22 protein-coding genes are annotated in these 23,921 nt (G+C 40.4%); 18 read left to right on the top strand and 4 right to left on the bottom strand.

All coding sequences use genetic code 11. The features are described from left to right. Positions 1 to 119 precede the first annotated feature (119 nt). The 5 genes from HDF25_RS14215 (at position 120) to HDF25_RS14195 (ending at position 8,303) form a co-directional block, all read left to right on the top strand. Positions 120 to 686 carry an RNA polymerase sigma-70 factor gene (locus HDF25_RS14215; protein WP_184625808.1) on the top strand — a complete coding sequence of 189 codons (567 nt, stop codon included), beginning with the start codon at positions 120 to 122 and terminating at the stop codon, positions 684 to 686. Between the two features lie 88 nt (positions 687 to 774). Next, on the top strand, positions 775 to 1,920 hold the full coding sequence (locus HDF25_RS14210; protein ID WP_184625806.1) for a FecR family protein: 1,146 nt from the start codon (positions 775 to 777) through the stop codon (positions 1,918 to 1,920). Between the two features lie 142 nt (positions 1,921 to 2,062). Continuing rightward, entirely contained in the window at positions 2,063 to 5,578 is a 3,516-nt protein-coding gene (locus HDF25_RS14205) for a TonB-dependent receptor (protein ID WP_221450910.1), read from the top strand. Positions 5,579 to 5,583: 5 nt separating this feature from the next. Next, positions 5,584 to 7,377, top strand: coding sequence for a RagB/SusD family nutrient uptake outer membrane protein (locus HDF25_RS14200; protein WP_184625804.1), 1,794 nt, complete (start codon positions 5,584 to 5,586; stop codon positions 7,375 to 7,377). Between the two features lie 11 nt (positions 7,378 to 7,388). Beyond that, on the top strand, positions 7,389 to 8,303 hold the full coding sequence (locus HDF25_RS14195) for a metallophosphoesterase family protein (RefSeq protein WP_184625801.1): 915 nt from the start codon (positions 7,389 to 7,391) through the stop codon (positions 8,301 to 8,303). Positions 8,304 to 8,320: 17 nt separating this feature from the next. Here the strand turns inward: HDF25_RS14195 and HDF25_RS14190 are convergent, their stop codons facing one another. Both HDF25_RS14190 and HDF25_RS14185 read right to left on the bottom strand, forming a co-directional pair. Further along, positions 8,321 to 9,586 carry a hypothetical protein gene (locus tag HDF25_RS14190; RefSeq protein ID WP_184625799.1) on the bottom strand — a complete coding sequence of 422 codons (1,266 nt, stop codon included), beginning with the start codon at positions 9,584 to 9,586 and terminating at the stop codon, positions 8,321 to 8,323. Then, the gene (locus HDF25_RS14185) at positions 9,579 to 10,184 is read right to left on the bottom strand and encodes an RNA polymerase sigma factor (RefSeq protein WP_184625797.1); all 606 of its coding nucleotides are present in this window, start codon (positions 10,182 to 10,184) and stop codon (positions 9,579 to 9,581) included. Before HDF25_RS14185 ends, HDF25_RS14190 begins: the two co-directional genes overlap by 8 nt. Before the next feature lie 309 nt (positions 10,185 to 10,493). On the opposite strand from HDF25_RS14185, the gene HDF25_RS14180 reads away from it, so the two are divergent. The 8 genes from HDF25_RS14180 (at position 10,494) to arsB (ending at position 15,656) form a co-directional block, all read left to right on the top strand. Further along, the gene (locus HDF25_RS14180) at positions 10,494 to 11,279 is read left to right on the top strand and encodes a hypothetical protein (RefSeq protein WP_221450909.1); all 786 of its coding nucleotides are present in this window, start codon (positions 10,494 to 10,496) and stop codon (positions 11,277 to 11,279) included. A 9-nt stretch (positions 11,280 to 11,288) separates the two neighbouring features. Next, positions 11,289 to 11,645 (top strand): c-type cytochrome, encoded by a 357-nt coding sequence (locus HDF25_RS14175; protein WP_184625793.1) that lies wholly within the window; start codon positions 11,289 to 11,291, stop codon positions 11,643 to 11,645. A gap of 37 nt (positions 11,646 to 11,682) precedes the next feature. Next, the gene (locus HDF25_RS14170; protein WP_184625791.1) at positions 11,683 to 12,243 is read left to right on the top strand and encodes a YceI family protein; all 561 of its coding nucleotides are present in this window, start codon (positions 11,683 to 11,685) and stop codon (positions 12,241 to 12,243) included. Next, complete coding sequence (locus HDF25_RS14165; protein WP_184625789.1) at positions 12,240 to 13,193, top strand: DUF5777 family beta-barrel protein; 954 nt, start codon at positions 12,240 to 12,242, stop codon at positions 13,191 to 13,193. The genes HDF25_RS14170 and HDF25_RS14165 overlap by 4 nt, the downstream gene beginning before the upstream one ends. 39 nt (positions 13,194 to 13,232) lie before the next feature. Further along, on the top strand, positions 13,233 to 13,562 hold the full coding sequence (locus HDF25_RS14160) for an ArsR/SmtB family transcription factor (protein WP_184625787.1): 330 nt from the start codon (positions 13,233 to 13,235) through the stop codon (positions 13,560 to 13,562). A 61-nt stretch (positions 13,563 to 13,623) separates the two neighbouring features. After that, a complete protein-coding gene (locus HDF25_RS14155; RefSeq protein WP_184625785.1) occupies positions 13,624 to 14,151 on the top strand; it encodes a DUF6428 family protein in 528 nt (175 codons plus the stop codon). A 12-nt stretch (positions 14,152 to 14,163) separates the two neighbouring features. Next, positions 14,164 to 14,583, top strand: coding sequence for an arsenate reductase ArsC (locus HDF25_RS14150; RefSeq protein WP_184625783.1), 420 nt, complete (start codon positions 14,164 to 14,166; stop codon positions 14,581 to 14,583). 2 nt (positions 14,584 to 14,585) lie between these two features. Beyond that, positions 14,586 to 15,656 carry an ACR3 family arsenite efflux transporter gene (gene arsB / locus HDF25_RS14145; protein ID WP_184625780.1) on the top strand — a complete coding sequence of 357 codons (1,071 nt, stop codon included), beginning with the start codon at positions 14,586 to 14,588 and terminating at the stop codon, positions 15,654 to 15,656. Here arsB and HDF25_RS14140 read toward each other — a convergent pair. After that, entirely contained in the window at positions 15,603 to 16,229 is a 627-nt protein-coding gene (locus tag HDF25_RS14140) for a GNAT family N-acetyltransferase (protein WP_184625778.1), read from the bottom strand. The two genes, arsB and HDF25_RS14140, sit on opposite strands and share 54 nt — an antisense overlap. A 23-nt stretch (positions 16,230 to 16,252) precedes the next feature. Next, on the bottom strand, positions 16,253 to 19,858 hold the full coding sequence (locus tag HDF25_RS14135; protein WP_184625776.1) for a BamA/TamA family outer membrane protein: 3,606 nt from the start codon (positions 19,856 to 19,858) through the stop codon (positions 16,253 to 16,255). A 139-nt stretch (positions 19,859 to 19,997) separates the two neighbouring features. On the opposite strand from HDF25_RS14135, the gene HDF25_RS14130 reads away from it, so the two are divergent. The 5 genes from HDF25_RS14130 (at position 19,998) to HDF25_RS14110 (ending at position 23,821) form a co-directional block, all read left to right on the top strand. Beyond that, the gene (locus tag HDF25_RS14130; RefSeq protein WP_184625774.1) at positions 19,998 to 20,957 is read left to right on the top strand and encodes an energy transducer TonB; all 960 of its coding nucleotides are present in this window, start codon (positions 19,998 to 20,000) and stop codon (positions 20,955 to 20,957) included. Between the two features lie 25 nt (positions 20,958 to 20,982). Continuing rightward, the gene (locus HDF25_RS14125) at positions 20,983 to 21,945 is read left to right on the top strand and encodes an energy transducer TonB (RefSeq protein WP_184625772.1); all 963 of its coding nucleotides are present in this window, start codon (positions 20,983 to 20,985) and stop codon (positions 21,943 to 21,945) included. 49 nt (positions 21,946 to 21,994) lie between these two features. Then, positions 21,995 to 22,960 carry an alpha/beta hydrolase gene (locus HDF25_RS14120; RefSeq protein WP_184625770.1) on the top strand — a complete coding sequence of 322 codons (966 nt, stop codon included), beginning with the start codon at positions 21,995 to 21,997 and terminating at the stop codon, positions 22,958 to 22,960. A 99-nt stretch (positions 22,961 to 23,059) separates the two neighbouring features. Then, positions 23,060 to 23,245: a hypothetical protein gene (locus tag HDF25_RS14115; protein ID WP_184625768.1), complete on the top strand. Its 186-nt coding sequence runs from the start codon at positions 23,060 to 23,062 to the stop codon at positions 23,243 to 23,245. Between the two features lie 78 nt (positions 23,246 to 23,323). Beyond that, positions 23,324 to 23,821: a hypothetical protein gene (locus HDF25_RS14110; protein ID WP_184625766.1), complete on the top strand. Its 498-nt coding sequence runs from the start codon at positions 23,324 to 23,326 to the stop codon at positions 23,819 to 23,821. The last annotated feature ends 100 nt before the right edge of the window (positions 23,822 to 23,921 follow it).

Genomic DNA, 23,921 nt, shown 5'->3' with positions numbered 1-23,921 from the left:
TTCACAAAATAGAGTATCTCTTTAAACAGGTGCTATATGATTTAACAAAATAATAATACACAAAGAATCGTATATTCATCAATTAACATTTGCTTTGTCCCAAAATATCAGGTGGGTTAATGGTAGCTTATAATTTACTTTCGGATGATGACTTACTTGCGCTTTTAAAAGATCGTGATCATCGTGCCTATGCTGAAATTTATCAAAGATACTGGAGTATATTATACCGGTACTCCCGAAAAATCCTTCAGAATGAGGAAGAATCCAGAGATGTGATCCAGGATGTTTTTGTAATGGTCTGGTCCAAATCGGATACTTTAGATTTGCATACCTCACTCTCTTCCTTTTTATATGCCGCTGTCAGGAACAGTATTCTTAAATTATTTGAGAGAGGCAAGGTCAGGGAAAAATACATGAATTCATTAGAGCAATTCATAGATGAAGGAACAAATATAACAGACCATCTGGTACGTAACCGTGAACTGGCCAGTCGTATCGAAAGTGAGATTGCCAAACTGCCTGCTAAAATGCGGGAGGTTTTTGAATTAAGCCGTAAAGTAAATCTCTCCCATAAAGAGATTGCCACCAGAATGGATATCTCGGACAAGACTGTCAAAAAACAAATGAACAATGCAATTAAAATATTGCGTTTAAAGCTAGGTTCACTGGCTTCTTTTATCTTTTAATAGAGTGCTAAAACTTTTTTCCTTTTTCTCTACTACCAAGCTTTGAGCAAACGTTCTTATCCATATGAACCGTTAAAACGGCGATACCATGGAAAACGAAAGAGCAAGAAAATTAATAGCGAAATACTTAGCGGGAAATTGTACACCGGAAGAAAGATCCATTGTAGAAAGCTGGTATCTGAAAGAAACGGCCGATGAACCTGAGGAAATCGAAGAGCCCTCCTACGCTGCACTGCAACAGGAGCTCTGGAACAATATAAGCAAACAAAATAAACGAAAATATCCGTTCAGGCCTAAAATATACTGGTCGGCCGCAGCTGTAGCAATGCTTTTGCTGAGTGCCGGATTATATTTCAGGGTTTATCATCCGGCTAAACCTGATGGAGTATCCGATTTCACCAGTGTTGATATAGGTCCGGGAACCAGTAAAGCTTTATTAACACTGGCAGACGGTTCTAAAATTGTCCTCGATGACTCCATCAACGGACAAATCGCTAAACAATCAGGCTGTCTGGTTACAAAAACTGCAGATGGACAGCTGGTCTACACGATACAATCTAATCCCGGTGGAACAACCGATCTTAAAGCACAGTCTCTGTTCAATACTATTGAAACACCTAAGGGTGGCCAATATCAGGTCAACTTACCTGATGGCACAAAAGTATGGCTGAATGCGGCTTCTTCTTTAAGTTTCCCTGTCAGGTTCAGCGGACTTCAGCGTAAAGTAGTCTTAAAAGGTGAGGCTTATTTCGAAGTGGAGAAAAATAAAAAGATGCCTTTCATAGTCGACAGTAAACAACAAAAAATAGAGGTATTAGGCACCCATTTTAATATCAGTGCCTACGATAATGAACGGGCGACTAAAACAACATTAGCCGAGGGTAGTGTCAGGGTATCTATGACTGATAACAATCAGCAAGAACAGATCCTGAAGCCCGGACAGCAGTCTGTCGTTGACAAAAAGATTAAAGTAATCCCAGTCGATGTGGAAGAAGAACTGGCCTGGAAAGATGGTCTTTTCACCTTCAACAATGAAACCCTGGAAAACATTATGCAGAAGGTCGAACGCTGGTATGATGTTAAAGTTGATTTTCAGGATCCAGCATTAAAGGAAAAACATTTCAGTGGTACTGTCTCCAGATTTGATCGTGTATCACAGCTATTAAAGACATTGGAATTAACAGGATCTGTACACTTTAAAATAGAAGGGAGGAGGATTATAACTGTAAAATAAACCAGCCATGATTCTCCTTTAAAAAAGTCAGTGATGCTGCGAACATCACTGACCGGTATCGCGGTTTACACCGCGTGCTTTATGGAGGTAATCAAAATAAACTACGACATAGCATATTTAAAAACCCCAAACAAACGATCAAATGTATACAATTTATACTATTTTTTTTCGCAGGTTCAACGCCTGCATTACTAAATTTTTGCCGGTCAGTTTACCTGGTGTTCCAGATCCTGACACAACGTTTAAAAGACAATTACTCATGTGCGTTAAACTTACCACAGTTTTAATGATTACTTTCCTGCTTCAGGCCAGTGCCAGTAGTAATGCCCAGAACATTTCGTTAAACAGGAAAAATGTAGCTATAAAATATATCTTCAGAGAGATCAGAAAACAAACAGGTTACAATGTTCTTTGGGAACAGGATAAACTAAAGGCGGATAAAGTGATCGATGCCCGATTTACCCATGCGTCTTTAGATGAGGTCATGAAAAAATGTCTGGAAGGCCAGGATCTGACTTATAGCATCGAAGCTAATACACTGGTCATCAAACCTGCCCCCTTCTCGCTGCTGAGTAAAGTAACAAGTCTTTTTACCGATATCGAAATCAAGGGAAAAGTTATCGATGAGAAAGGTTTGCCTATGCCGTCAGTTTCTGTACTCATTAAAGGAACAAAAACAGGTTACAGAACAGATGAAAATGGAAATTTCAAATTAAAAGTTCCTAATAAAGAAGCAGTACTGATCTTCTCTTACCTGGGATACAAATCACAGGAGGTATCTGCTTCGCAGGCTTCTGGTATGGTTATTACCTTAGAGCCAGTACTTTCCGATTTAAATGAGGTAGTCGTAGTGGGTTATGGTACGCAGAAAAAAGCAAATCTGACTGGCGCTGTAGATGCGATTACTTCTAAACAACTGGAGAACAGACCAATTGCAAATCTGGGTCAGGGTTTACAGGGTTTAATTCCCAATCTGAATATCTCTATCGCCAATGGCAGACCAAATACCGCACCCGATTTTAATATCAGGGGATATACTTCTATCAATGGTGGAAGTCCGCTGATACTGGTTGACAACGTTCCTTTTTCAGCATCAGAATTATTAATGTTAAACACTGCTGATATAGAAAGTATTTCGGTCTTAAAAGACGCGGCATCAGCTGCCATCTATGGATCAAGAGCAGCTTTTGGTGTAGTTTTAATCACTACTAAATCTGCAAAAAGTGATAAGCTGAGCATCAGCGTAAACAGCTATACTGCTATCAGAACAGTGGGTAAATTACCCGATGTGGTGACTAATCCCTATACCGTATTACAAATGAAGAACCAGGCGGCCTATCCTTTATATAATCCTGCCTATAGTCCTGCATTAGTTGAAGCAGCACGTTTACGTTCTTTAGATCCTTCTTTACCTAGTGTAATTACCGATCCTAACGACCCAACCAAATGGTTCTATATCGGCAATACAGACTGGCTGAAAGAAGCTTATAATAAAACCGCTCCTACTTATAATACAGGGGTAACCATCTCTAAAAGATCCGATCAGCTGAGCTATTATTTATCTGCTAATTATTATGACCAGCAGGGAATGATCAGGAATGCAAACGAGAAAAACAATCTCTATAACATGAGAAGTAAGGTTGACCTTAATTTAACCAAATGGTTCAAACTTTCTAATAACACCATGTTTAGCGCCAGTTCTTATGCAGCTCCTACATTTATCGATGGCAACTATTTCTGGAATATCAACAGAACCAATGTAACCGACGTACCGAAAAATCCGGACGGTTCATGGACTTCAGCAGGTGCTGCAGTATTGGGTGCTGTACAGCAAGGAGGCAGAAAGACTTCTGACAATAATACTTTTCAGACCACATTCTCTTTTGACGCATCGCTGATTAAAGATGTCTGGAGTTTAAAAGGTGACGCTACATTCCGCAGAGCTGACTCCTTAAGCAGATCTTATGAAATTCCTGTTCCTTATAAAACAGGTCAGGATCTGGCTCCGCCATTAAACAATTCGACCAGTGCAACCAACTACAATTCTAACATTAAATATGATGTAGTCAATTTATATACCGAAGCCCATAAAAAACTGGGTAACCATTTCATCTCGGGATTAGTGGGTTATAACCAGGAGCATTACATCAACACAAATTCTATTGCTTCTAGAAAATTATTGATTTCAAATAACATCCCTTCTATCAATCTGGCCACTGGCGATCAGAATGTCTCTGAAAACATTAGAGAATGGGCAGTTCAGGGACTTTTTTACCGTTTAAACTACAATTTCAAAGAAAAATATCTGGTCGAATTTAACGGACGTTACGATGGGTCATCCCGTTTTGCGCCAGGCCAGAGATGGGTATTTGTTCCATCGGCATCTGCCGGATGGGTAGTTTCGGAAGAGCATTTTTTCAACCCGGTGAAACAGGCACTTCAAATGGATCAGTTTAAATTAAGAGCATCCTACGGTGTATTGGGCAACCAGGCTTCGGTTCGCGAATATGATTATCTGGCTGTACTACAAAGCAAAAAAAATGGTCAGGTATTAGGTGGTGTACAACCAACTTATGTTGATCCGCCTTCGGCTATATCCAGTGGTTTTACCTGGGAAAAAGTATCTACCGTCAATCTGGGTGCGGATATGACTTTCTTCCAGAATAAACTGGAATTAAACCTGGACAAGTATACCCGCTACACTAAAGATATGCTGGTTCCGGGAAAAACACTCCCTGGCGTATTTGGTACACCTTCACCTACCACTAATTCGGCAGACCTGAAAACAGATGGATGGGAAGTAAAATTAACCTGGCGAGATTCTAAACCAGTCGGAGGTTCTCCCCTGTCTTATAACGTAACTTTTGCATTGAGCGATAGCCGGACTTTTATCACCCGTTTCGATAATCCGACAAAATCCCTTAATAACTATTACAAAGGAATGGAGATCGGTGAAATCTGGGGATTACAAACAGAAGGGTTTTTCCAGAATGCAGCTGAACTGAAAAACCATGCCGACCAGACAGCTGTAGGACAAGCAGATAACCGGTACCAGTTTTTTGTCGGGGATATTAAATTCAAAGACCGTAACCAAGATGGAAAGGTCGATTTTGGAAATAATACGGTAGACAATCCTGGTGATAAATACAAAATTGGTAACAACCAGATCCACCTTCCTTTTAGTGTTGACCTCGGTGCTGCATGGAAAGGGTTTGATGTCCGTGTATTCTTGCAGGGTGTAGCTAAAAGAGACTGGTATCCAGAGCCAAGCAATATCTATTTCTGGGGGATCTACGCTCAGCCATGGACAAACGTTACTGCTCAGAACATGGATCACTGGACTCCTGAAACTCCGAATGCTTATTTCCCAAGGGTTAAAGCTTATGCCGCCGAAGATTCAGGTATGGAGCTGGGTATTCCCAATACTAAATACCTGCAGAATGCAGCTTATGTAAGGGTTAAAAATATTACACTGGGTTATACATTGCCTAAAAGTGTACTCAAAAGACTTAAACTCGAAAACGTTCATTTTTATGTGAGCGGGGAAAACCTTTTTGAGTATTCCAAACTCAAGGTTAAACTGGATCCGGAAGGTCTTGCTGGTGCTATCTATCCATTCCAGCGTACTTATTCATTTGGTATGAACATTAATTTCTAATTCACATGACTACAAGATATTACCATTCACTGTTTATTGCCCTTATCGCAATCAGCTTACTGTTTACCGGTTGCAAGAAAGACTTCCTGGACAGGACCCCGCAAACCTCAATTAATCCTAAAGATTTTTTCAAGACTACCACAGATCTGGAAACCTATAGTAATGGGTTTTATGAGATGACAGGTATGACTTCATTAGGGCCTGGAACAAATGATTTATTTTCTGATAACATCTCTGTCAATCTGGGTGGCAGCGAAGCAGACAATATGATCAGGGGAAAACTTACACCAGTCAATGTTTCTGTGCTTTCCTGGGATTGGAGGAACCTGCGCAGAATCAATTACATGCTAAACAACCTGCAGAATGTACAGGGTGATCAGGCCACAATTAATCATTTCATAGGTATCGCCCGTTTTTACAGAGGTATCTTCTATTTTGAGATGCTGAAAAGATACGGAGATGTTCCCTATTATACCACTGTACTGGATGCGAATGATGAGGCTGCATTATATAAGGCGAAAGATCCGCGTACCCTTGTTGCCGATTCCATCCGGGCAGATTTTGAATATGCAGCAAAAAACGTAAAAGCTGCTGGTACGAACACAAGGATTACCAAATGGGCTTCCCTGTCTCTGCTTGCCCGTTTCTGTCTTTACGAAGGTACTTTCAGAAAATATCATGACGAACTAGGCTTACAAAGTAGCGCCGGTGCCTTCCTCGACAGAGCTGTTTCTGCCTCTCAGGAAATTATGGGCGCAGGTTTTTCCATCTATAACACTGGTCTAAAAGGAGTTGATTATCAAAAATTATTTACCAGTACCGATCTGAGTACAAATAAGGAGATGATCTTTTATCAGAACAATAGTCAGGCACTCAATCATTCTAATAGTACACACTATGTTTTTGACTGGCAATGGTCAATCAGCAAATCTATGGCTGATACCTATCTGATGACAGATGGAACACCATTTACTTCCAGCCCTGGCTGGGATACGAAACCGTATGTCGAGATTTTCAAGAACCGTGATCCGAGGATGGCAACGACGATTATGCCTCCGGGGTTTTCTACTACACTAGGGATACCAAATAAAATCAGGCCAACCTTTGGCGGGTATCCGCAAATTAAGTTTTATGCGATTGACCCTGTAGCCAAAGTATATACCGAGTTTACTGATTTGCCTATTATCCGTTATGCCGAGATCCTATTGATTAATGCAGAAGCAAAAGCTGAGCAAGGTACCATCACGCAAAGCGATATTGATCAAACTATAAACCTATTGCGTAACCGTGCTGGCGTATCTCCTTTAAACATCGGAACAGCGAATACAAATCCCGATCCGGTATTAATGAATATGTATCCCCAGATCAGCAGCAAAGGCGTCTTACTGGAGATCCGCCGGGAACGAAATGTAGAGCTTGCCTGTGAAGGTTTCAGATATGCCGATTTACTAAGATGGAAAGCTGGTAAATTACTGGAAAGACCGACACAGGGAATGTATGTACCGAAACTGGGGGCTTTTGATGTTACGGGCGATGGAGTAGAAGACATTGCTATTTTACAATCACCTGATCAGACTGCTCCGATCGCAAACCTTCCAGATGCAGTACGTACTAAACTGGTCCTTTACTATCTGAGTGACAATAGTTTTTATTTAAGTAATACAACTTCAGGTTTTGTCATGTTCCCGGAAAACATCAATACACCGAGATCTTTTATAGAACCTAAATATTACTATTTCCCAATCCCTTTTCAGCAAATCATACTTAATCCAAAACTGACTCAGCCTACTGGCTGGTAAAATATAAAGCAATGAAAAGAAGAAGTTTATTAAAAGCAATACCCCTTGCTACTGTGGCCCTGGCCCTGGGAGAAATAGGTCATGCAGCTACAGCTCCGGCCGAAACATCCCATTCATCTAAAAAGAAACTGGTTTTAACAGTTGCGCATATTACTGATGTACATATCCGTCATTTTGAAGATGCCGAACAAAGATTTGAAAAATGTCTTCAGGATATTAAAAAACTAAAAGTTGATTTCTTTCTCAACGGAGGAGATAGCATTCATGCGGCAGATTACGATCATGTCAAAAGAGAAGAAGTAATCGATCAGTGGAGAGTCTGGGATAAATGTATCAGCCAGATTTCAGGTTATGAGTTACACAGTTGCATAGGTAATCATGATACCTGGTGGGCTGCCCCTTCAAAGCAGGACGAGATGTACGGTAAAGATTACGTGGTTAAAAGATTGAAAATCCCTAACCGTTATTATAGCTTTTCTAAAAAAGGATGGCATTTTATTATACTGGACGGGAATAATAAAAATACCTCATTAGACGAAGAGCAGTTTAAATGGCTGGAAAATGAATTAGAGCAACTGGCGCCAGGTACCCTGGTACTGCTGATGTCACATTACCCGGTACTGACAGTAACCAGTAGCTGGGAAGGCGGACAGCATGGGGATCATAAAGAGTTGAAAAAGTTGTTTTATAAGTACAAAGATAAAGTTAAAGTATGCCTGAGCGGACATCAGCATTTACTGGACAGAGCCTGGTATAATGGTGTCGAGTACTATTGTAACGGAGCAATGAGTGGCTTCTGGTGGGGCAAAGGCGATGAAAAATCGGCTAAGCCTTATTATTATCAGGAAACCCCTCCCGGATATGCAATTATCAAATTATATGATGACGGCACTCTGGAGAATACCTATATCACTACGACCATATAAATTTAATATGCAGCTGTTTAATATTGAACAGCTGCATATTTACCTGGTTTTTTAGCAGGAAACAAACCAATATTCAAAGAGAACGATACTCCTGCCGACTTCAGATCGGCTTTACCATAACCGATTCCTGTTAATGGTAATTTAGCAAAAGGCTGCACCCCTATACTCACCGAAGGGCTTATCTGATGATCAAAACTTATAGAAACATTGGCTATACCAAAAAGATGCTGGTTCTGGTTATTAATCTCCAGCGTTGAAACCTGCTGTGACGGTCCCGGCTGTCCTGTGATAAACTGATACTTTTCTTTCAGCATAAAATAACTGGATAACCCCGTATTCAGACTTATCGCCAATTTTTTCTGACTGAAAATCTTATAATTTACATTCAGCGGAATATCCAGCACATTACAATCTGCGTTAACCTGCCAGTCTGCTCCTGGGCTATAATTATTGCTCTGAGGTGCTGTTCCTCCACTATTATAAAACTTCCTTGAATAGATTGCCCCCGAAGTCACACTGATTTTAGAGCCAAAAGCGTAGGTAGCCAGCATCCCTACATTAGAACTTACCTTAGACGGTTTGCTCGATTTTGCAAAAGACAGATCAGGCGCAGCCATCGCACTGACAATCACCTCATGATTCTGCTGTAAGGCATTCTCCATCTTTTGCTTCACAGATCTTGCAATTTCAACAGCGTCAATTCTTCCTGCCGGATCTTTACTATGCGCCAGCGCATTTGCTTTTTCAGCTAATCTGGAGCTATCGGTTTCGGGAGAAACAAAAGGATGGACCTTGATAGTCTGCAACGTCCCCATTTTCACCTGAAGCGGAGAAGGCACACTCCATACAGGTTGTCCTGACCATTCCTCCAATAGCTGGCTTTCTGTTCTGGCAATATTATTCATAACCGGTTGCGCTCTATTTCCAGCCAGCATATCCCCATTTTTTAGGTCCGGCTGCAGCTGTGAGGAATCGGCGGCAGGGTTTAGTGAATCAGGTACTGAAAAAGGGATAACCGACTGTTGTCCTGGCTTTTTATTTGTCAAAGTATCTTTGATAACCCGTTTATCGACACTGACAGGATTTACCAGAATCCAGTACAATGAAATTATCAATGCAGCCGCAATCCCTCCTGCCCCGTATAGCCACACCGGAACAAGTCTTTTCTTTTGCTGCTGATCAAGTTTAGCCTCCATTTGTTTCCAGTCCATTTCATTGAATGGGATCTCCGGATCACTTAACTTATCTCTAAATAGCTGATCTATATCATTATCTCTATTCATCAGTATTTATCTGTTTTATTGCCATTTCTTTATTGACACCCAGGTTTTCCTTCTCCTGCTGGCTATCAGGAGGTTGGTTCATATTTAAAACCTTGAGTTTTTCTCTTAAATGTTGTCTTGCCTTAAATAAATTGGATTTAGAAGTACCAGCTGATATTTTTAAAAGACCAGCTATCTCTTCATGTGAATAGCCGTCAATCGCATATAAATTAAATACAGTACGATAGGCGGGAGAAAGCGTCTGGATCAGGATCAGCAGATCTTTATAGGCCAGATGATCATAAATTGCTGCGCCATGGCCGATATCCTCATGTTCGCTGACATCGTCATGATCAGAAAATTTCAAGTTCATCCGGTAATGATCAATCGCAGTATTCGTAATAATGCGTGCAATCCACGGTTTAAATGGCTTCGTCAGATCGTATTTCCCGATATAGGTGAAGACCTTCAGGAAACCATCATTTAGAACTTCGGCAGCATCGTCATCATTTAAGGAATACCGGCGGCATATAGCAAGGCAATAACTATAAAATTCTTTATAGAGTAAGTACTGACTAGACCTGTCTTTTTTGATGCACCCGTTAATAATACTTTGCACCTGTTCTTATAATTTAACCTGCGTCATTTACCCCCTATACGGAGAGACCGTTCAATAGGTTGCCAAACCTAGCAAGAAAATTTTATTTAGACCATAAAAAGCTGTAAAACAGCGCATTATTTTTTAATTAAAATATTTTATCAATATCACAAGCAACCTTTCTTAACACGGTACCGTAACCTCAATAATTAAAAATACTTATCACCTTTAACCGTAAATACGATGGTCCTATCTCTAAAAAAATGTCTGGCCCTTTGCAGCTTGGCTACATTGTTTTTTCTATCAGCCTGTTCGAAAAAAAATGACACGATGTCTCCTGATAATCCTTACGGAAATCCTGTTACTCCTCCTGTGGCAAGTTCTAATCTTCAGTTGACCACCAATGCTACTTTTGGCAGTATCCTTACCGATGCCAATGGAAAAACACTCTATTTTTTCTCTATTGATGCCAATGGCTCCTCAGGCTGTACCGGAGCTTGTGCAATAACCTGGATGCCATACTATGCCGGGAACCAAACTGCTCCAACAGGAATTACCGCAACTGATATCAGCACGATTACCCGTGCAGATGGCAGCAAACAAACTGCCTATAAAGGATGGCCTTTATATTATTTTTCGGGCGACACCAACAAATCTGATGTGAATGGAGATGGTTCGGGCGGAACATGGTTTGTTGCCAAACCGGATTATTCAGTCATGCTGGCCAACTATCAGTTAGTGGGCCTGGATGGTCAGAACTACACCAGTGACGAAAAATTGGGCACAGGAATCACACAATATTTAACCGATGCCTCGGGCAGAACTTTATATGCTTTCAAACCCGATACGTATAATCTCAATACTTACACTAAAGCAGACTTAAGCAACAACAGTACCTGGCCGATTTACGAATCAGATATTCTGAATGTACCATCTGTTCTTAAAAAAGACATGATGATGCAGATTACTTCGGCGGGTAAAAAACAACTCACCTACAAAGGCCATCCCTTATATTATTTTGGTCCTGATGCCAAACGTGGTGATACCAAAGGAGTCAGTATAAATTCTGGTTTATGGCCTATACTAACCGTGAACACTATTGCATTAACCCCTTAAGATCCTGATATGTCAAAATATGTAAATCATTTTATCGCTATAGCGATAAGCGTGCTTTTATTGGCTGCCTGTTCAAAAAAACAAGCTGAAGAACTTAAACCTGTTGTACCGGTCAATCCCGGTACACAGGTTACCTATACAGGTTTTGTACAAGGTTTGCTTCAGTCCAGATGTGCAGGCTGTCATGCACCGGGCAGAGGTGGCGCCTCAGCCTGGAGTTTTAATGGCTACAGTTCTGTAACAGCTAATGCTGACAAGATTAAACAAGCTGTTTTAGTCAGTAAAACGATGCCATTGGGCGGAAGCCTCTCTGCTGCAGACCTACAATCTTTACAGACCTGGTTCGACTCTGGAATGTCTCAGTAAAACAAACAAAAACAGTTACCATTCAAAACCAAAACCTATGAAGAAAGCACTGTATCTTCTCCTTTTCATTTGTTCATTTACATTTCCCTCCCGCGCACAATATATTTTAAGCAGTAAAAATGCCACTGTCTCTTTCTTTTCGGGTACAGTCATGGAAGATATAGAAGGAAAGAGCAATACCGCCAGTTCGGTGATAGATCCCAAAACCAGGAATATCATTTTCAAAGTCAGCAATACTTCCTTTCAGTTTCAAAAGAAACTTATGCAGGAACATTTTAACGAGGATTACATGGAAAGTGACCGCTATCCATTTTCTAAATTCAGCGGAAGAATCACCGATGAGCTCGACTTCAATAAGGACGGGAATTACAATCTTACTGTCGAAGGTACACTCCAGATCCACGGCGTAACTAAACCCTGGTCCTGCAGAGTGGCCATGATCATTAGCAATGGAGTAGTCACTGCAAAATCTGTGTTTAAAATAAAAATTGAAGATTATCAGATTAAGATCCCATCCCTTGTATTTAAAAATATCGCAGAATACGTAGAAGTACGATTATCAGCCGTCTATCAACCCACGAAAACCATAACCAAATGAGAACAAGATTATTCAAAAAACTCCTTCTGCTCCTCCTCATTTTCAGTACACTGCACAGCTTCGGACAGGAAGAATTAGAAAAAGAATTAGCAGACAACAAACCCGTTCATGAGAAAGTAGCCGCAACATTTAAAGACATCAAATTAGTTAACGGTCATACCAATGAGACTATTCATCAAAACGAACTGGAATTTAAAGTAGATCATCGGTTTGGAGATATTGCAGGCGGCAACGGCGGCATCAGACAATTCTTCGGACTGGATCACGCAACCGATGTAAGGATAGGTTTTGAATACGGTTTGTCAGACCGTTTGAGTATTGGCCTGGCCAGGGCAAAAGGTGCTACAGATGTGCAACAGCTATATGAAGGAAATATTAAATACCGGTTACTGGAACAGACAACCGATGATTATATTCCCGTTGCCGTTACTTTATTCGGAAGTAATACAATCGCCGCAGTCCGTGCAAGCGATGATCCGGCAGCAGCAACTGCCTATCGCCGGTTCAGTGACCGGATGAATTATGTCAGTCAGGTTATCCTCGCCAGGAAGTTTAATTCAAACTTCTCTTTTAGCCTTACCCCGAGTTATCTGCACCGGAATTTCACAGCATTCCGGGATCAGAATGACCTCTTTGCCCTTGGCTTTGGCGGAAGAGCTAAAATCAGTAAGCGAATGGCTATTGTAGTAGATTATTTTATTCCATTCCGTAATCAGGCAGACAAAGCTTACCTGGAGCAGGTTAATGGCGTAAAATTCTATAATCCATTAGATGTCGGACTGGAAATTGAAACTGGCGGACATGTATTTCATCTGAATTTCACCAATGCACAAGCCATAGAAGAAATGCAGTATATCTCACAAACCACCAGTTCCTGGCTAAAAGGGCAGTATCGCTGGGGTTTTACAATTGCCAGAAGATTTTCTTTCAATAAAAAACAAAAAATATAGCTAGATATCTATATTAATCGTAATATTGCAATATATATTATGGGACTGACAAAAACTGAAATATTTACTGCCGAGCAGAACAAGATCGCCACTTTACTGAAAGCTATGGCCCACCCGGCGCGGATTGCTATTCTGCAAAGCATTATCAAAGCAAATGCTTGTATATGTGGTGACCTGGTAGATGAATTGGGACTGGCCCAGGCTACTATATCACAACATTTAAGAGAATTAAAAAATGCCGGTCTGATCCAGGGAACAATTGAAGGGGTTAGTGTCTGCTATTGCATTCATCCGGAAAACTGGAAGCTATTGCAAAATCAGCTCAATGCCTTCTTTGCGGCTTATATCCCACAAAAAAACTGTTGTTAATAGATCGTCAACCATCAGGCTCTAAAAAAATTAACCTAATCAATCGTTAAATTGCAATATTATGAACAAACCAGAATTAATCAACTGGAAGACTTTCAAATCATTCCTTGAACAGCATCCGGAGCAGCTTTTACAGTTTCAGTATGGAGATGATAAACGGATAGATGCTTCCTATCACCTGACAGAGATTAAACAAGCCCCTATTACCTCTGTAGACTGTGGTGGGGTTATGAATACCTGGACAGAAGTCATCCTTCAACTATGGGAACCTGAAAAAAAAGACAGTACGCGCGCTATGCAGGTAAAAAAAGCCCTATCGATTATTAATCTCGTGGAGCAATCTATGCCTTTAAATCCACTGGCAGTAGTAAAAATTGAATTCGGAAATGAACAATATGATATGCGTCAATTATTCCCTACCCAACTGAACTTAACCGGTGATGACCTCATAGTGGATCTGAATCCTGGTAAAAGTGAGTGTAAAGCAATCGGAAGGGGAGAAAGCTGCGGAACAGTTCCCAAATTAAAAATAGAAATGTTTAATCTGACTGACGGGAATACCTGCAGCCCGGATAGTGGCTGCTGCTAAAAAATATACCTTATGAAAATACTTGTTCTATGTACCGGCAATAGTTGCCGCAGTCAGATTGCTGAAGGTTATCTAAGATATTTTGCAGGAAACCGGGCAGAAATCTATAGTGCTGGGATTGAAACACATGGTGTAAATCCAAAAGCCATAGAAATTATGAAAAGGGATGGTATTGACATCTCTGCCCACACTTCGAATAATGTCAATGAATATTCAGGAATTGAATTTGACTATGTGATTACCGTGTGTGATAATGCCAGAGAAAGCTGCCCGTATTTCCCTAATCAGGCTATAAAACTGCATTATAATTTTCCTGATCCGGCAAAAGCATCGGGAACTGAACAGGAGGTCATGGAACAATTTGCCATAGTCCGCGACATGATCCGCAGTTATATACAAAATTTTACTCTTGAAAACTTAAGCATCTCTTAAAAATGTCTGCTACATCCTGTACTCCTGCCCTGGAAAGAAAAAAACTCAGCTTTTTAGATCGTTATCTTACACTCTGGATTTTCCTGGCCATGGCCATTGGTGTAGCGACAGGTTTTCTCTTTCCTTCTTCGGCTGCTTTTATTAATTCCTTTTCGAGCGGGACCACAAACATTCCGCTGGCCATTGGGCTGATCTTAATGATGTATCCACCTCTGGCAAAAGTAAAATATGAGCATATGGCTGAAGTGTTTAAGGATACCAGGATTCTAAGTGTTTCACTTTTACTGAACTGGGTTATAGGACCTGTTTTAATGTTTATTCTGGCCATTACTTTTTTGAGAGATTATCCGGAATATATGGCCGGGCTAATTCTGATCGGGCTGGCCAGATGTATCGCGATGGTCATGGTCTGGAATGAACTGGCTGAAGGAAACAGAGAATATGGAGCCGGACTGATTGCCTTAAACAGTATATTCCAGGTACTTTTATACAGTGTCTATGCCTACCTCTTTCTAACGGTATTACCTCCCCTTTTTGGGATCAAAGGCCTGGCTATCCATATTACGATAACGGAAATTGCTAAAAGTGTAGGTATTTACCTGGGTATCCCCTTTGTCTTAGGGATCAGCAGCAGATTTATTCTCCTTAAACTCAAAGGTGAGCATTGGTTTCAGGCTAAGTTTGTACCATTTATCTCACCGCTCACATTAATCGCCTTATTATTTACCATCATTGTCATGTTCAGTCTGAAAGGCGACCTGATTGTAAAAATCCCTTTGGATGTAATCCGCATTGCTGTTCCGCTGGTTATTTATTTTATTGTTATGTTCATAACCAGCTTTTTTGCAGGAAAATATTTTGGTGCTGACTATGCTAAAAGCACAGCTATAGCTTTCACTGCAACCGGTAATAATTTTGAACTGGCTATTGCTGTGTCTATTGGGGTATTCGGGATTAACTCCGGTCAGGCTTTTGCAGGCGTAATCGGCCCGCTGGTCGAGGTCCCGGCACTAATTGCCTTAGTTAACGTTGCCATCCGGATCAGACGGAAATATTTTCTCCTCCAGGTTTGATTTAACGTAAGCCTCCCACTCTCCCTTTAAGATACTTAAAACTATACTGTCTCTTCTGCCCCCATGATTATTAGGCATATGGTTGCGTAATACACCTTCCATTTTACAACCTATGCTTTTCATCGCAGCGATACTCCTGTGGTTACTGTTATCTGCGCGGAATTCAACTCTTTCCATACCCAGATCTTCGAATGCATATTTCAGCAACAGATATTTACAGTTTTTATTTAGTCCTGTCCCCTGGAAATCTTCACCATACCAGGTGTATCCAAGCTGAAGTGTCTTAAAACGTTCCTGTATATCGTAATACCTGGTTGAACCAGCATAGCTATTGGTCAGCTTATCATAAACAATAAACGGATAAGCTGTTCCTTTAGCCCTGTCTTCCAACGCGGTCTTAATATATTGTGTCAGGTTTTCTGATCCGGCAGCAGAAACCAGAGAAAAATGCCAGAGCTCCGGTTCATTTAAAGAAATTGATAATAAATGTTCGTGATCATCCACTGTAAGCGGTCTGATTAACACCCGGTCATTTTCAAGAATAATAGTTGATTCAGTTAGTAAATTACTCATCTGCTCAAGTTAATAATTTTCCCCTAATAGCGAAAACTAAGAGAAATATAAGGGTTCCATCCTTCGTCCGAATGTCCGGCTACCAAACGCACAACAGCCATTGAAGCAGGTGCAAAATATAGACCACCACCAACACCAGTATGCCAGGTACTCGATTCTTCTCCCTTTTTCCATACCCGGCCGATATCCTGAAAACCCACCAGACCTAATTGTCCGGGTAATACATAACTTACAAAATCAGCCAGTTTAACTCTCATTTCCAAGTTATTATAAAAGCTGTGGTCACCGGCAAACCGGAACTGACGATAACCCAGTAAAGTTCCCTCCCCGCCTAAAAATGCAGATTGATAAAATGGCTGTTTACCTACCGTTACTGTACCGCCAAAACGCTCAGCAATTACAAAATTAGCCCGGTTATCCAGGTTTTTATACAATGCGACACTTCCGGTAAACTGACCATAGGTATTAGAATAGCTGTTTAATCCGGTATAGCCCTGCAATCTTAAGTTGATATAACTGCCCAGAGAAGGTAACACCTGGTTATTACGGGTATTATTAATGAAGTTAATTACTATTCCTGTGTATAATTTATTCTTTGCAATGGTAAGACTGTCCGAAGAATGCAGACCGGTACTATTGTTAATAAACCTTCCTGTGTTATCATTCCTGTTAAAAGCATAATATTGCAATGATGGCCCTACACTAAAAGAAGATTTAGGTCTTTTCCATCTCAGTGCCGGATCTAACTGATATAAACTAAACCTGGCACGGTAATAACTGATTCCATCGATAGACTTATCAAAAACAGTTTCATTCCCCAGTCCGAAGAAATTCTGTGTATTATGGGGAGCATATGCACTGGCAGCCAGGATCAGATCGGCTTTCCCTACTGTATGCATCCATTCACCCCTGTAATCGAATTTAAAAGCCTTGGTACTGAAAGAATGTATAAAAGAGAATTGTTGTGTATTTCCATAAGGGAACCTCCTGAAACCAGGGTTCATGAATTTAACCGACAGGCCTAATGACAAGCCGTCATCATTATTATAGCCTCCGTCCAGCAGGTACAGACTTCTGTGGTACAGATCCGTCTGTCTATAGGATATATTTGCCGTATCATTAGAAAGTACTTTATGTAAACGGCCTGTATTACCAGTAAAACTAGTGCTGTCTGTTTTATCATAAAGCGTTACTTTATGATAAGAATTTTCCACATGATAAGCTTTGTTGCCATGGCCACCGATAATTCTTAATTTGATATCAGCACTTTTATTATTTAAAACCAGGCTGTCATTTCCATCCTTGGTATACAACCTGATTTCTTTGGTAATTTTAGGATCAAATGTTTTCAGAAATATCTGATCTTTTACTTTCTTGTTTTTTGACAACTGATGAATATCAATGGTTAAACCTCCGCCTGAAGCATCCGATATTTCTATCAGCTCTCCTTTATCACTCGCCTGGATATCTATAATTTTATTCAGAAAATGATAGTACTGATCCATCATTTCCGGTAGTTTTGCCCTCCGCTCTTTCAGCTGTGCCAGAAACTGATCATGACGCATAGAATATGCTGGTTCAGGTAATTTTCTCAATGCTTTTTCAAAAACTTCATCCGTCAGCTGGGCACAGAAAGCATGAATAATGTCCATCCACTCTTTTTCTGTCAGCTGACTTAATATACGGGTAGCCATATCCCTGCTCTCCCATACGTACCAGTTGATATTGGTTATATTTCTTTCATATCCCTGGATCATTGGCAAAAAGGTAGATGACTGCGCATAACGCGGGATAATACCCTGGGTCAGATAAAAAACCTGATCACGGTCACGTGGCACAGGACTGTAGACAGCTCTTTTTCCACTTTTATCCAGTGTCCATCTCCATTGATCAAAATGCCGGTCCCAGTCCCCGATAATTACATCCAATGCTTTTGCCCTTAAAAAAGCCGGACCATCATAGGTGTAATCATTGTCTTTCACCAGCTTCTTAAACATTTTGTGCGTGTTGTCAGATTTCCCGGTAGGTTCACGTTCTTCCAGAAGACAAAGCGTGTTTTCAAATACTCTTCCATATTTCCCCAGATTAGCATCAGGAGAGACCCAACCGATTATCGGATTGGCGTGTGCCACACCCACTGCACTGGCAATCTCGGGAACTATCAATGCCGAAAACGGATGCTGGGCAGACATGTTATCTTTCAGGATATCTTTCGCAAAAGTTTCTTTGAGATTCTCAGGTAACAATGCTTCCGGGAATTTCTCAACACTTCTCAAAACCCATTCCGTCCCCTGTTTGTCTACCATCCTTAAAGAATGTGACTGGAAACCTCCACCTCGCTGAAGCGGCATTAAACCGCCTTTTATTTCAGACAGCCTGATCACCGGAACCTTTATCTTCATTGCATATTCTTTACGGTAGTTTTCTCCGAATAAGAACCGGTGGACCTTACTTACACTATCGTATTTTGGATATATTTTGATAGAAACACTATCTTTTGTGATTACTTTAACAATGTGCTGAGGTGCATCAGAAACCGGGACAAATGCTTTGGTATAACTGTATACTTTTTTTACGCCGTTATCAGTGTATTCATAAAAATCATAACGCATATCATTGTTCATCAGCAGATCTGCTACCACATAACCCTGGGCTGATTCATGAAAAATAGAATTTTTACCCTTTTTATTGGCGGAGTGTTTAGCTCCCCCACCACTTACCACCTGAAGATTAAGCTGATCACTTTTGATTAACTGCAAACCATGTTCATGCCCTGAAAAATAAGTCAGGTTTGGATAAGCACCGAAGACTCCGTTTATTTTTTTGATCATCTCTTTATAAAAAGGATGATGCATATCCTCCGGACTTAAAAACACAGACCGCAGCAAAGGATATAATGAACCCACAACCGGCAAAGGCACATACAGGTTTTTATTCAGTGAGGTTAACGGAAAAACATGGTCTTTCAGTGAAAAATATCCGCCATGCACCCCATAACTTTGTAACGGATGATGATCAGCAAACAGAATAATTTTACCTCTGTTAGCTTCCAGCAGCTCCTGCATTCTGGCAATAACATCGTCTTTAGTTTTACAATTACATTCAGCTTCAGGATTTCGTTTAGCATAAGGAAACAGCCACCATTCACTGTCAAAAGTTATAATCGTGAGATTATCGGTCAGTTGTATAGCCGTCGGATCAGGACATCCGTTAGGGGGAACCATTTTTAACAGAGAATCATTCTGTGCAGCCAGATATTCTCCCTGGGCGATTATTTTAGCCAGCCCCTGAGGCCCCATTTTATCCCAGTCATGATTACCAGGAATAAAATAAACTGCTGCCCCCATCTGGCGCATAGGCTGGAACTGTGATTGTAAAATCTGTTTGGTCGTTGCTTCTTCCGGGCTGCCAGGTAAGCCCATTCCATTGGGATAAATATTATCACCCAGGTACATGACAGTTGTTTTTCCGGCAATCACCTGTTTTGCCGCATCTTTCAGTGACGCTCTCTGTACGGTATTCATTTCTCCGGCATCACCAATAAAGATAACGCGGTATTTTACAGGATCCTGTGCCCTGGAAAAAATTGAACCCAGTAAAAACAAAAAGAAGAGCGTAATCTGTTTCATTCGCAATAACATTTAATCAATGTCTAAAATTACAGCATTTCTGTTAAAATGAAGGATTTAAATTAATTGTCATTACGCATAATTTAATTTTTTATTCAAATGAAATACAGATAACTTGCGGACATAACGTCTATCTCAAATGTCCAGATTCAACCTTCTCCTTTTTGTACTCCTGAGCCCTTTTTTAAAGGTTTCTGCGCAACGCCAAAATACATACTTTATTAAAAATGACGGACAATATGTTACTCAACGTGACAGTGCCGATTATATCCGCTTCGTTCAGGAGCCTGAGAAAGGCACCGATCTTTATGGCATAAAAGAATACTACTTAGATGGAAAAGCAAAAACACTGGGAAGGACCAGCAAAATAGACCCGCCGCTTTATGAAGGTCCTTACCGCAGCTTTTATCCAAATGGAAAAAGAAAAATGATCGCCAGTTACAGCAAAGGAAAAATTACTGATACGGCCTACACTTATTATCCCAATGGCCAACTATACAAAGTCGTATCCTATACCAATTATCCTGACCCGGCCCCCACGGTTATTTTTACCAAGACAGTTATGGATAGCACGGGTAAAGAAATGGTCATTAACGGAAATGGTCAGGATTTAGTTTATGATGACGATTTTAAAAATATCGTAGAGAGAGGCCCCATAAAAAACGGAGTTCCTGATGGAACCTGGACAGGTGATCAAACAAAAACCAGTGATCCGTACACTGAAATCTACGCAAACGGGGAACTGGTTTCCGGAGTGAGCACTGATAATCAGCTTGTCATCTACAAATACACCAAAAGCTTTATTCAGCCTCAATTTAAAGGTGGTATAGATAAGTTTTACAAATATTTACATAGAAACGTGGAATATCCTGCAAGATGTAATCGCGAAGGTATACAAGGTGTAGCCGTTGTGAAATTCACAGTGATGAAAGATGGAACTTTAGACGACATTAAAGTAGTCAATTATGTCGATCCGGATATGGCAAAAGAGGCAATAAGAGTAATTAAAGCCTGCCCTCCCTGGGAACCTGGAATTGTCAAGGGTAAAATAGTCAAAGTCTCCTATAATGTTCCTGTATCATTTACTTTATCAAATTAACCTTAAATAATAACACACAGTTTTAATGATCAGATTTAATCTTCTTTTGTCTCTATTCTTATGCTTCTTCATCAAAGTATCTGCCCAGCGCCAGAACACCTATTTCATTAAAAACAATGGGCAGTACGTTACTCAGCGCGACAGTGCAGACTATATCCGCATTGTCCAGGAACCCGAACAGGGATCTGAGTTGTATCCGGTGAGAGAGTATTATATGGATGGTACTAAAAAGACAATAGGGATGTCCAGTAAAATAGATCCCCCTTCTTATGAAGGATACCGCAGGGTCTACTACCCGAACGGGAACAAAAAAGAGATCGCAAACTTCAGTAAAGGACTAATGACAGATACTGCTTACAGATATTATCCGAGCGGCAATTTGTATACCATTTCGGTTTATAAAAGCTCCCCTTTCCCAGGTCCTCCTGATGTTCATATCAATGAGGTCAGAGATTCTACCGGAAAAGAACTGGCAGTTGAAGGGAATGGAGATTATATAATTTATGATCAGGATTTTGGAAAAATCATAGAGCGTGGAGCAATCAAAAATGGAGTTCCTGATGGGGTCTGGACTGGTGACAAAACAAAAACCAGCAGTCAGTATACTGAAACCTACACAAATGGGAAACTAATTTCAGGTGAGAGTACGGATGACCAGGATGTAACTTATAAATACACCAGTAACATGACTATGCCTAAATTTAAAGGGGGTATGGACCGATTTTACAGCTATCTTCGCGGACATGTTAATTATCCGGAAAATTGCCGCCGGGCAGGTATAACCGGGGTAGCCATTGTGAAATTTACAGTGGAAAAAGATGGTACCTTAACCGATGTCAAAGTGGTTAATTATGTAAATGACGATCTGGCTAAAGAAGCTGTCCGGGTGATGAAAAGATCTCCTTTATGGGAGCCTGGACTTTACAGAGGTAAACCTGCCAGAGTTGCTTTTAATGTCCCAATTTCATTTAATATCTCCAGTCATTAATCACCCGGATGGCATAAAAATTGTTTTAAAACGATATAATCCGCGAATAATGAACCTTTCTCTTACCACTGCCAAAACATACAGATCTATATTAATCCTGCTGTTTTTCTTCCTAACCAATTTTCAAAGCACTTTTGCACAAGAAACAAAACCAGCTGAGACTATTCATAAAACAACATTTACCTATAGCGTAAAAGATAAGCAGGAGCTGAAAATGGATATTTACAGTAACCAGGATTTAAAAGTAAAGAAGCCCTGCGTGATGTTTGTCTTTGGGGGAGGGTTTATAACCGGTACAAGAGATCATAAAGCCTATACAGCCTACTTCAACAAACTAGCCGCTCATAATTACAAAGTTGTTTCTATAGATTACCGGCTGGGTCTGAAAGGAGTAAAAAAACTTTCCGCCCTCCATACCAAACCTTTAAAAAATGCCATAGATACTGCAGTTGCAGATCTTTACAGCGCCACTGCCTACCTCCTTAAAAACGCTGGCAGTTTAGGTATTGACAGCACCAGCATTATCATATCCGGTTCCAGTGCCGGAGCAATAACGGTACTACATGCCGACTGGGAGAAAAGAAACCATACCAGTTTAACCCTTCAGCTTCCGGAAAAATTTCAGTATGCGGGTGTTATCTCCTTTGCAGGAGCAATACTAAGTTATAAAGGCTCTCCATCTTATCAGATCGCCCCTGCCCCTACTATGTTGTTTCATGGGGCAGAAGACAAACTGGTTATAAATAATAAAAAACGATTTTTCAACAAAGGTTTTTTTGGTTCTAAATATCTGGCAGAAAGATTTACAGCAAATAAATACCCCTATTGCTATATGCAGGTGAGAGGAATGGGGCATGAAATAGCAGAAATTCCAATGCATAAGAATCTGAATGAGATACTGTGGTTCATAAACAATTATGTTTTCGGAAAGAAACAGTATCTGATCACTGTCGATTACAACAATCTGCAACAGAAGAGAACATTAATGCTTAAGCCTGCTGACCTCTACAAATAATGAACAAAATGAACAATACATTTTTTTTTAAAATATCTTTAATGTAATTTTAATCAAACATTGTCCATTTACCCTATTATTCATCCTTAATTTACACTAATGATTTTACCAGAAGGACTAGTTAAAGAAGTCCAGTTATTGCTGTCTCAAGATAAAAAAGTTGCTGCTATTGAACTGGTTCATACACTCACCAAATCCGGACTGAAAGAATCCTTTGAAATTGTGGGAAAAATCAGTCGGGGAGAAAGCATTTCTACAGTGGAGACTGAAGATATCGACAGGTAGATTTTACCTGACCATTTCCCCAGGTTGGATTATTAAAGAGTAAGGAGTAATCTCATTGTTTATCCTTAAATTACACTAATGATCTTACCAAAAGAAATAGAAGAAGAAGTCCGGTTATTGTTATCTCAGAACAAAAAAATTGCTGCTGTTAAGCTGGTTCACACTTTCTTCAAATGCGGACTGAAAGAGGCTTTGGACATTGTCGAAAACATAAGCCGCGGACAAGCCATCTTTGTAGCGGACACCCGGGATATTGACTCAGAGATTTTATTCTATCTGTCACAGGGCAAGAAATTGCAGGCTGTGAAAATCTATAAAGATTTTGCCCGTGTTAGCTTGTCAGAGAGTAAAGAGTATGTAGAAGCACTGGAGCATGGCGGAGCTTCTGCGACACATTCTTTAAAGCCTTCTTCACCGATGAATGCCCGTGACACTCAAATTGATCAGATTTTAGCTGACCAGCATTTGAAACCAATTAGCCCCGGTTCCAGGGGCTCAACTTCATCATTTAGTAGATTCTTATTTTTCATTATCCTACTGATAGCTATTGCCTTTTTTCTGTTTTACATATTTTAGATAGTCTTCGTACACCTGGACAATCTGCTTCCCCCATTTTTCCTGCCTGAATTTACAACAGGCCACTCTCCAATTTCAAACGTTTGAAATCACTGAACAA

The sequence above is a fragment of the Pedobacter cryoconitis genome (genome assembly GCF_014207135.1).
GTDB classification, from domain to species: Bacteria; Bacteroidota; Bacteroidia; order Sphingobacteriales; family Sphingobacteriaceae; genus Pedobacter; species Pedobacter cryoconitis_D.
This window is presented reverse-complemented; position numbering and strand designations above follow the sequence as displayed.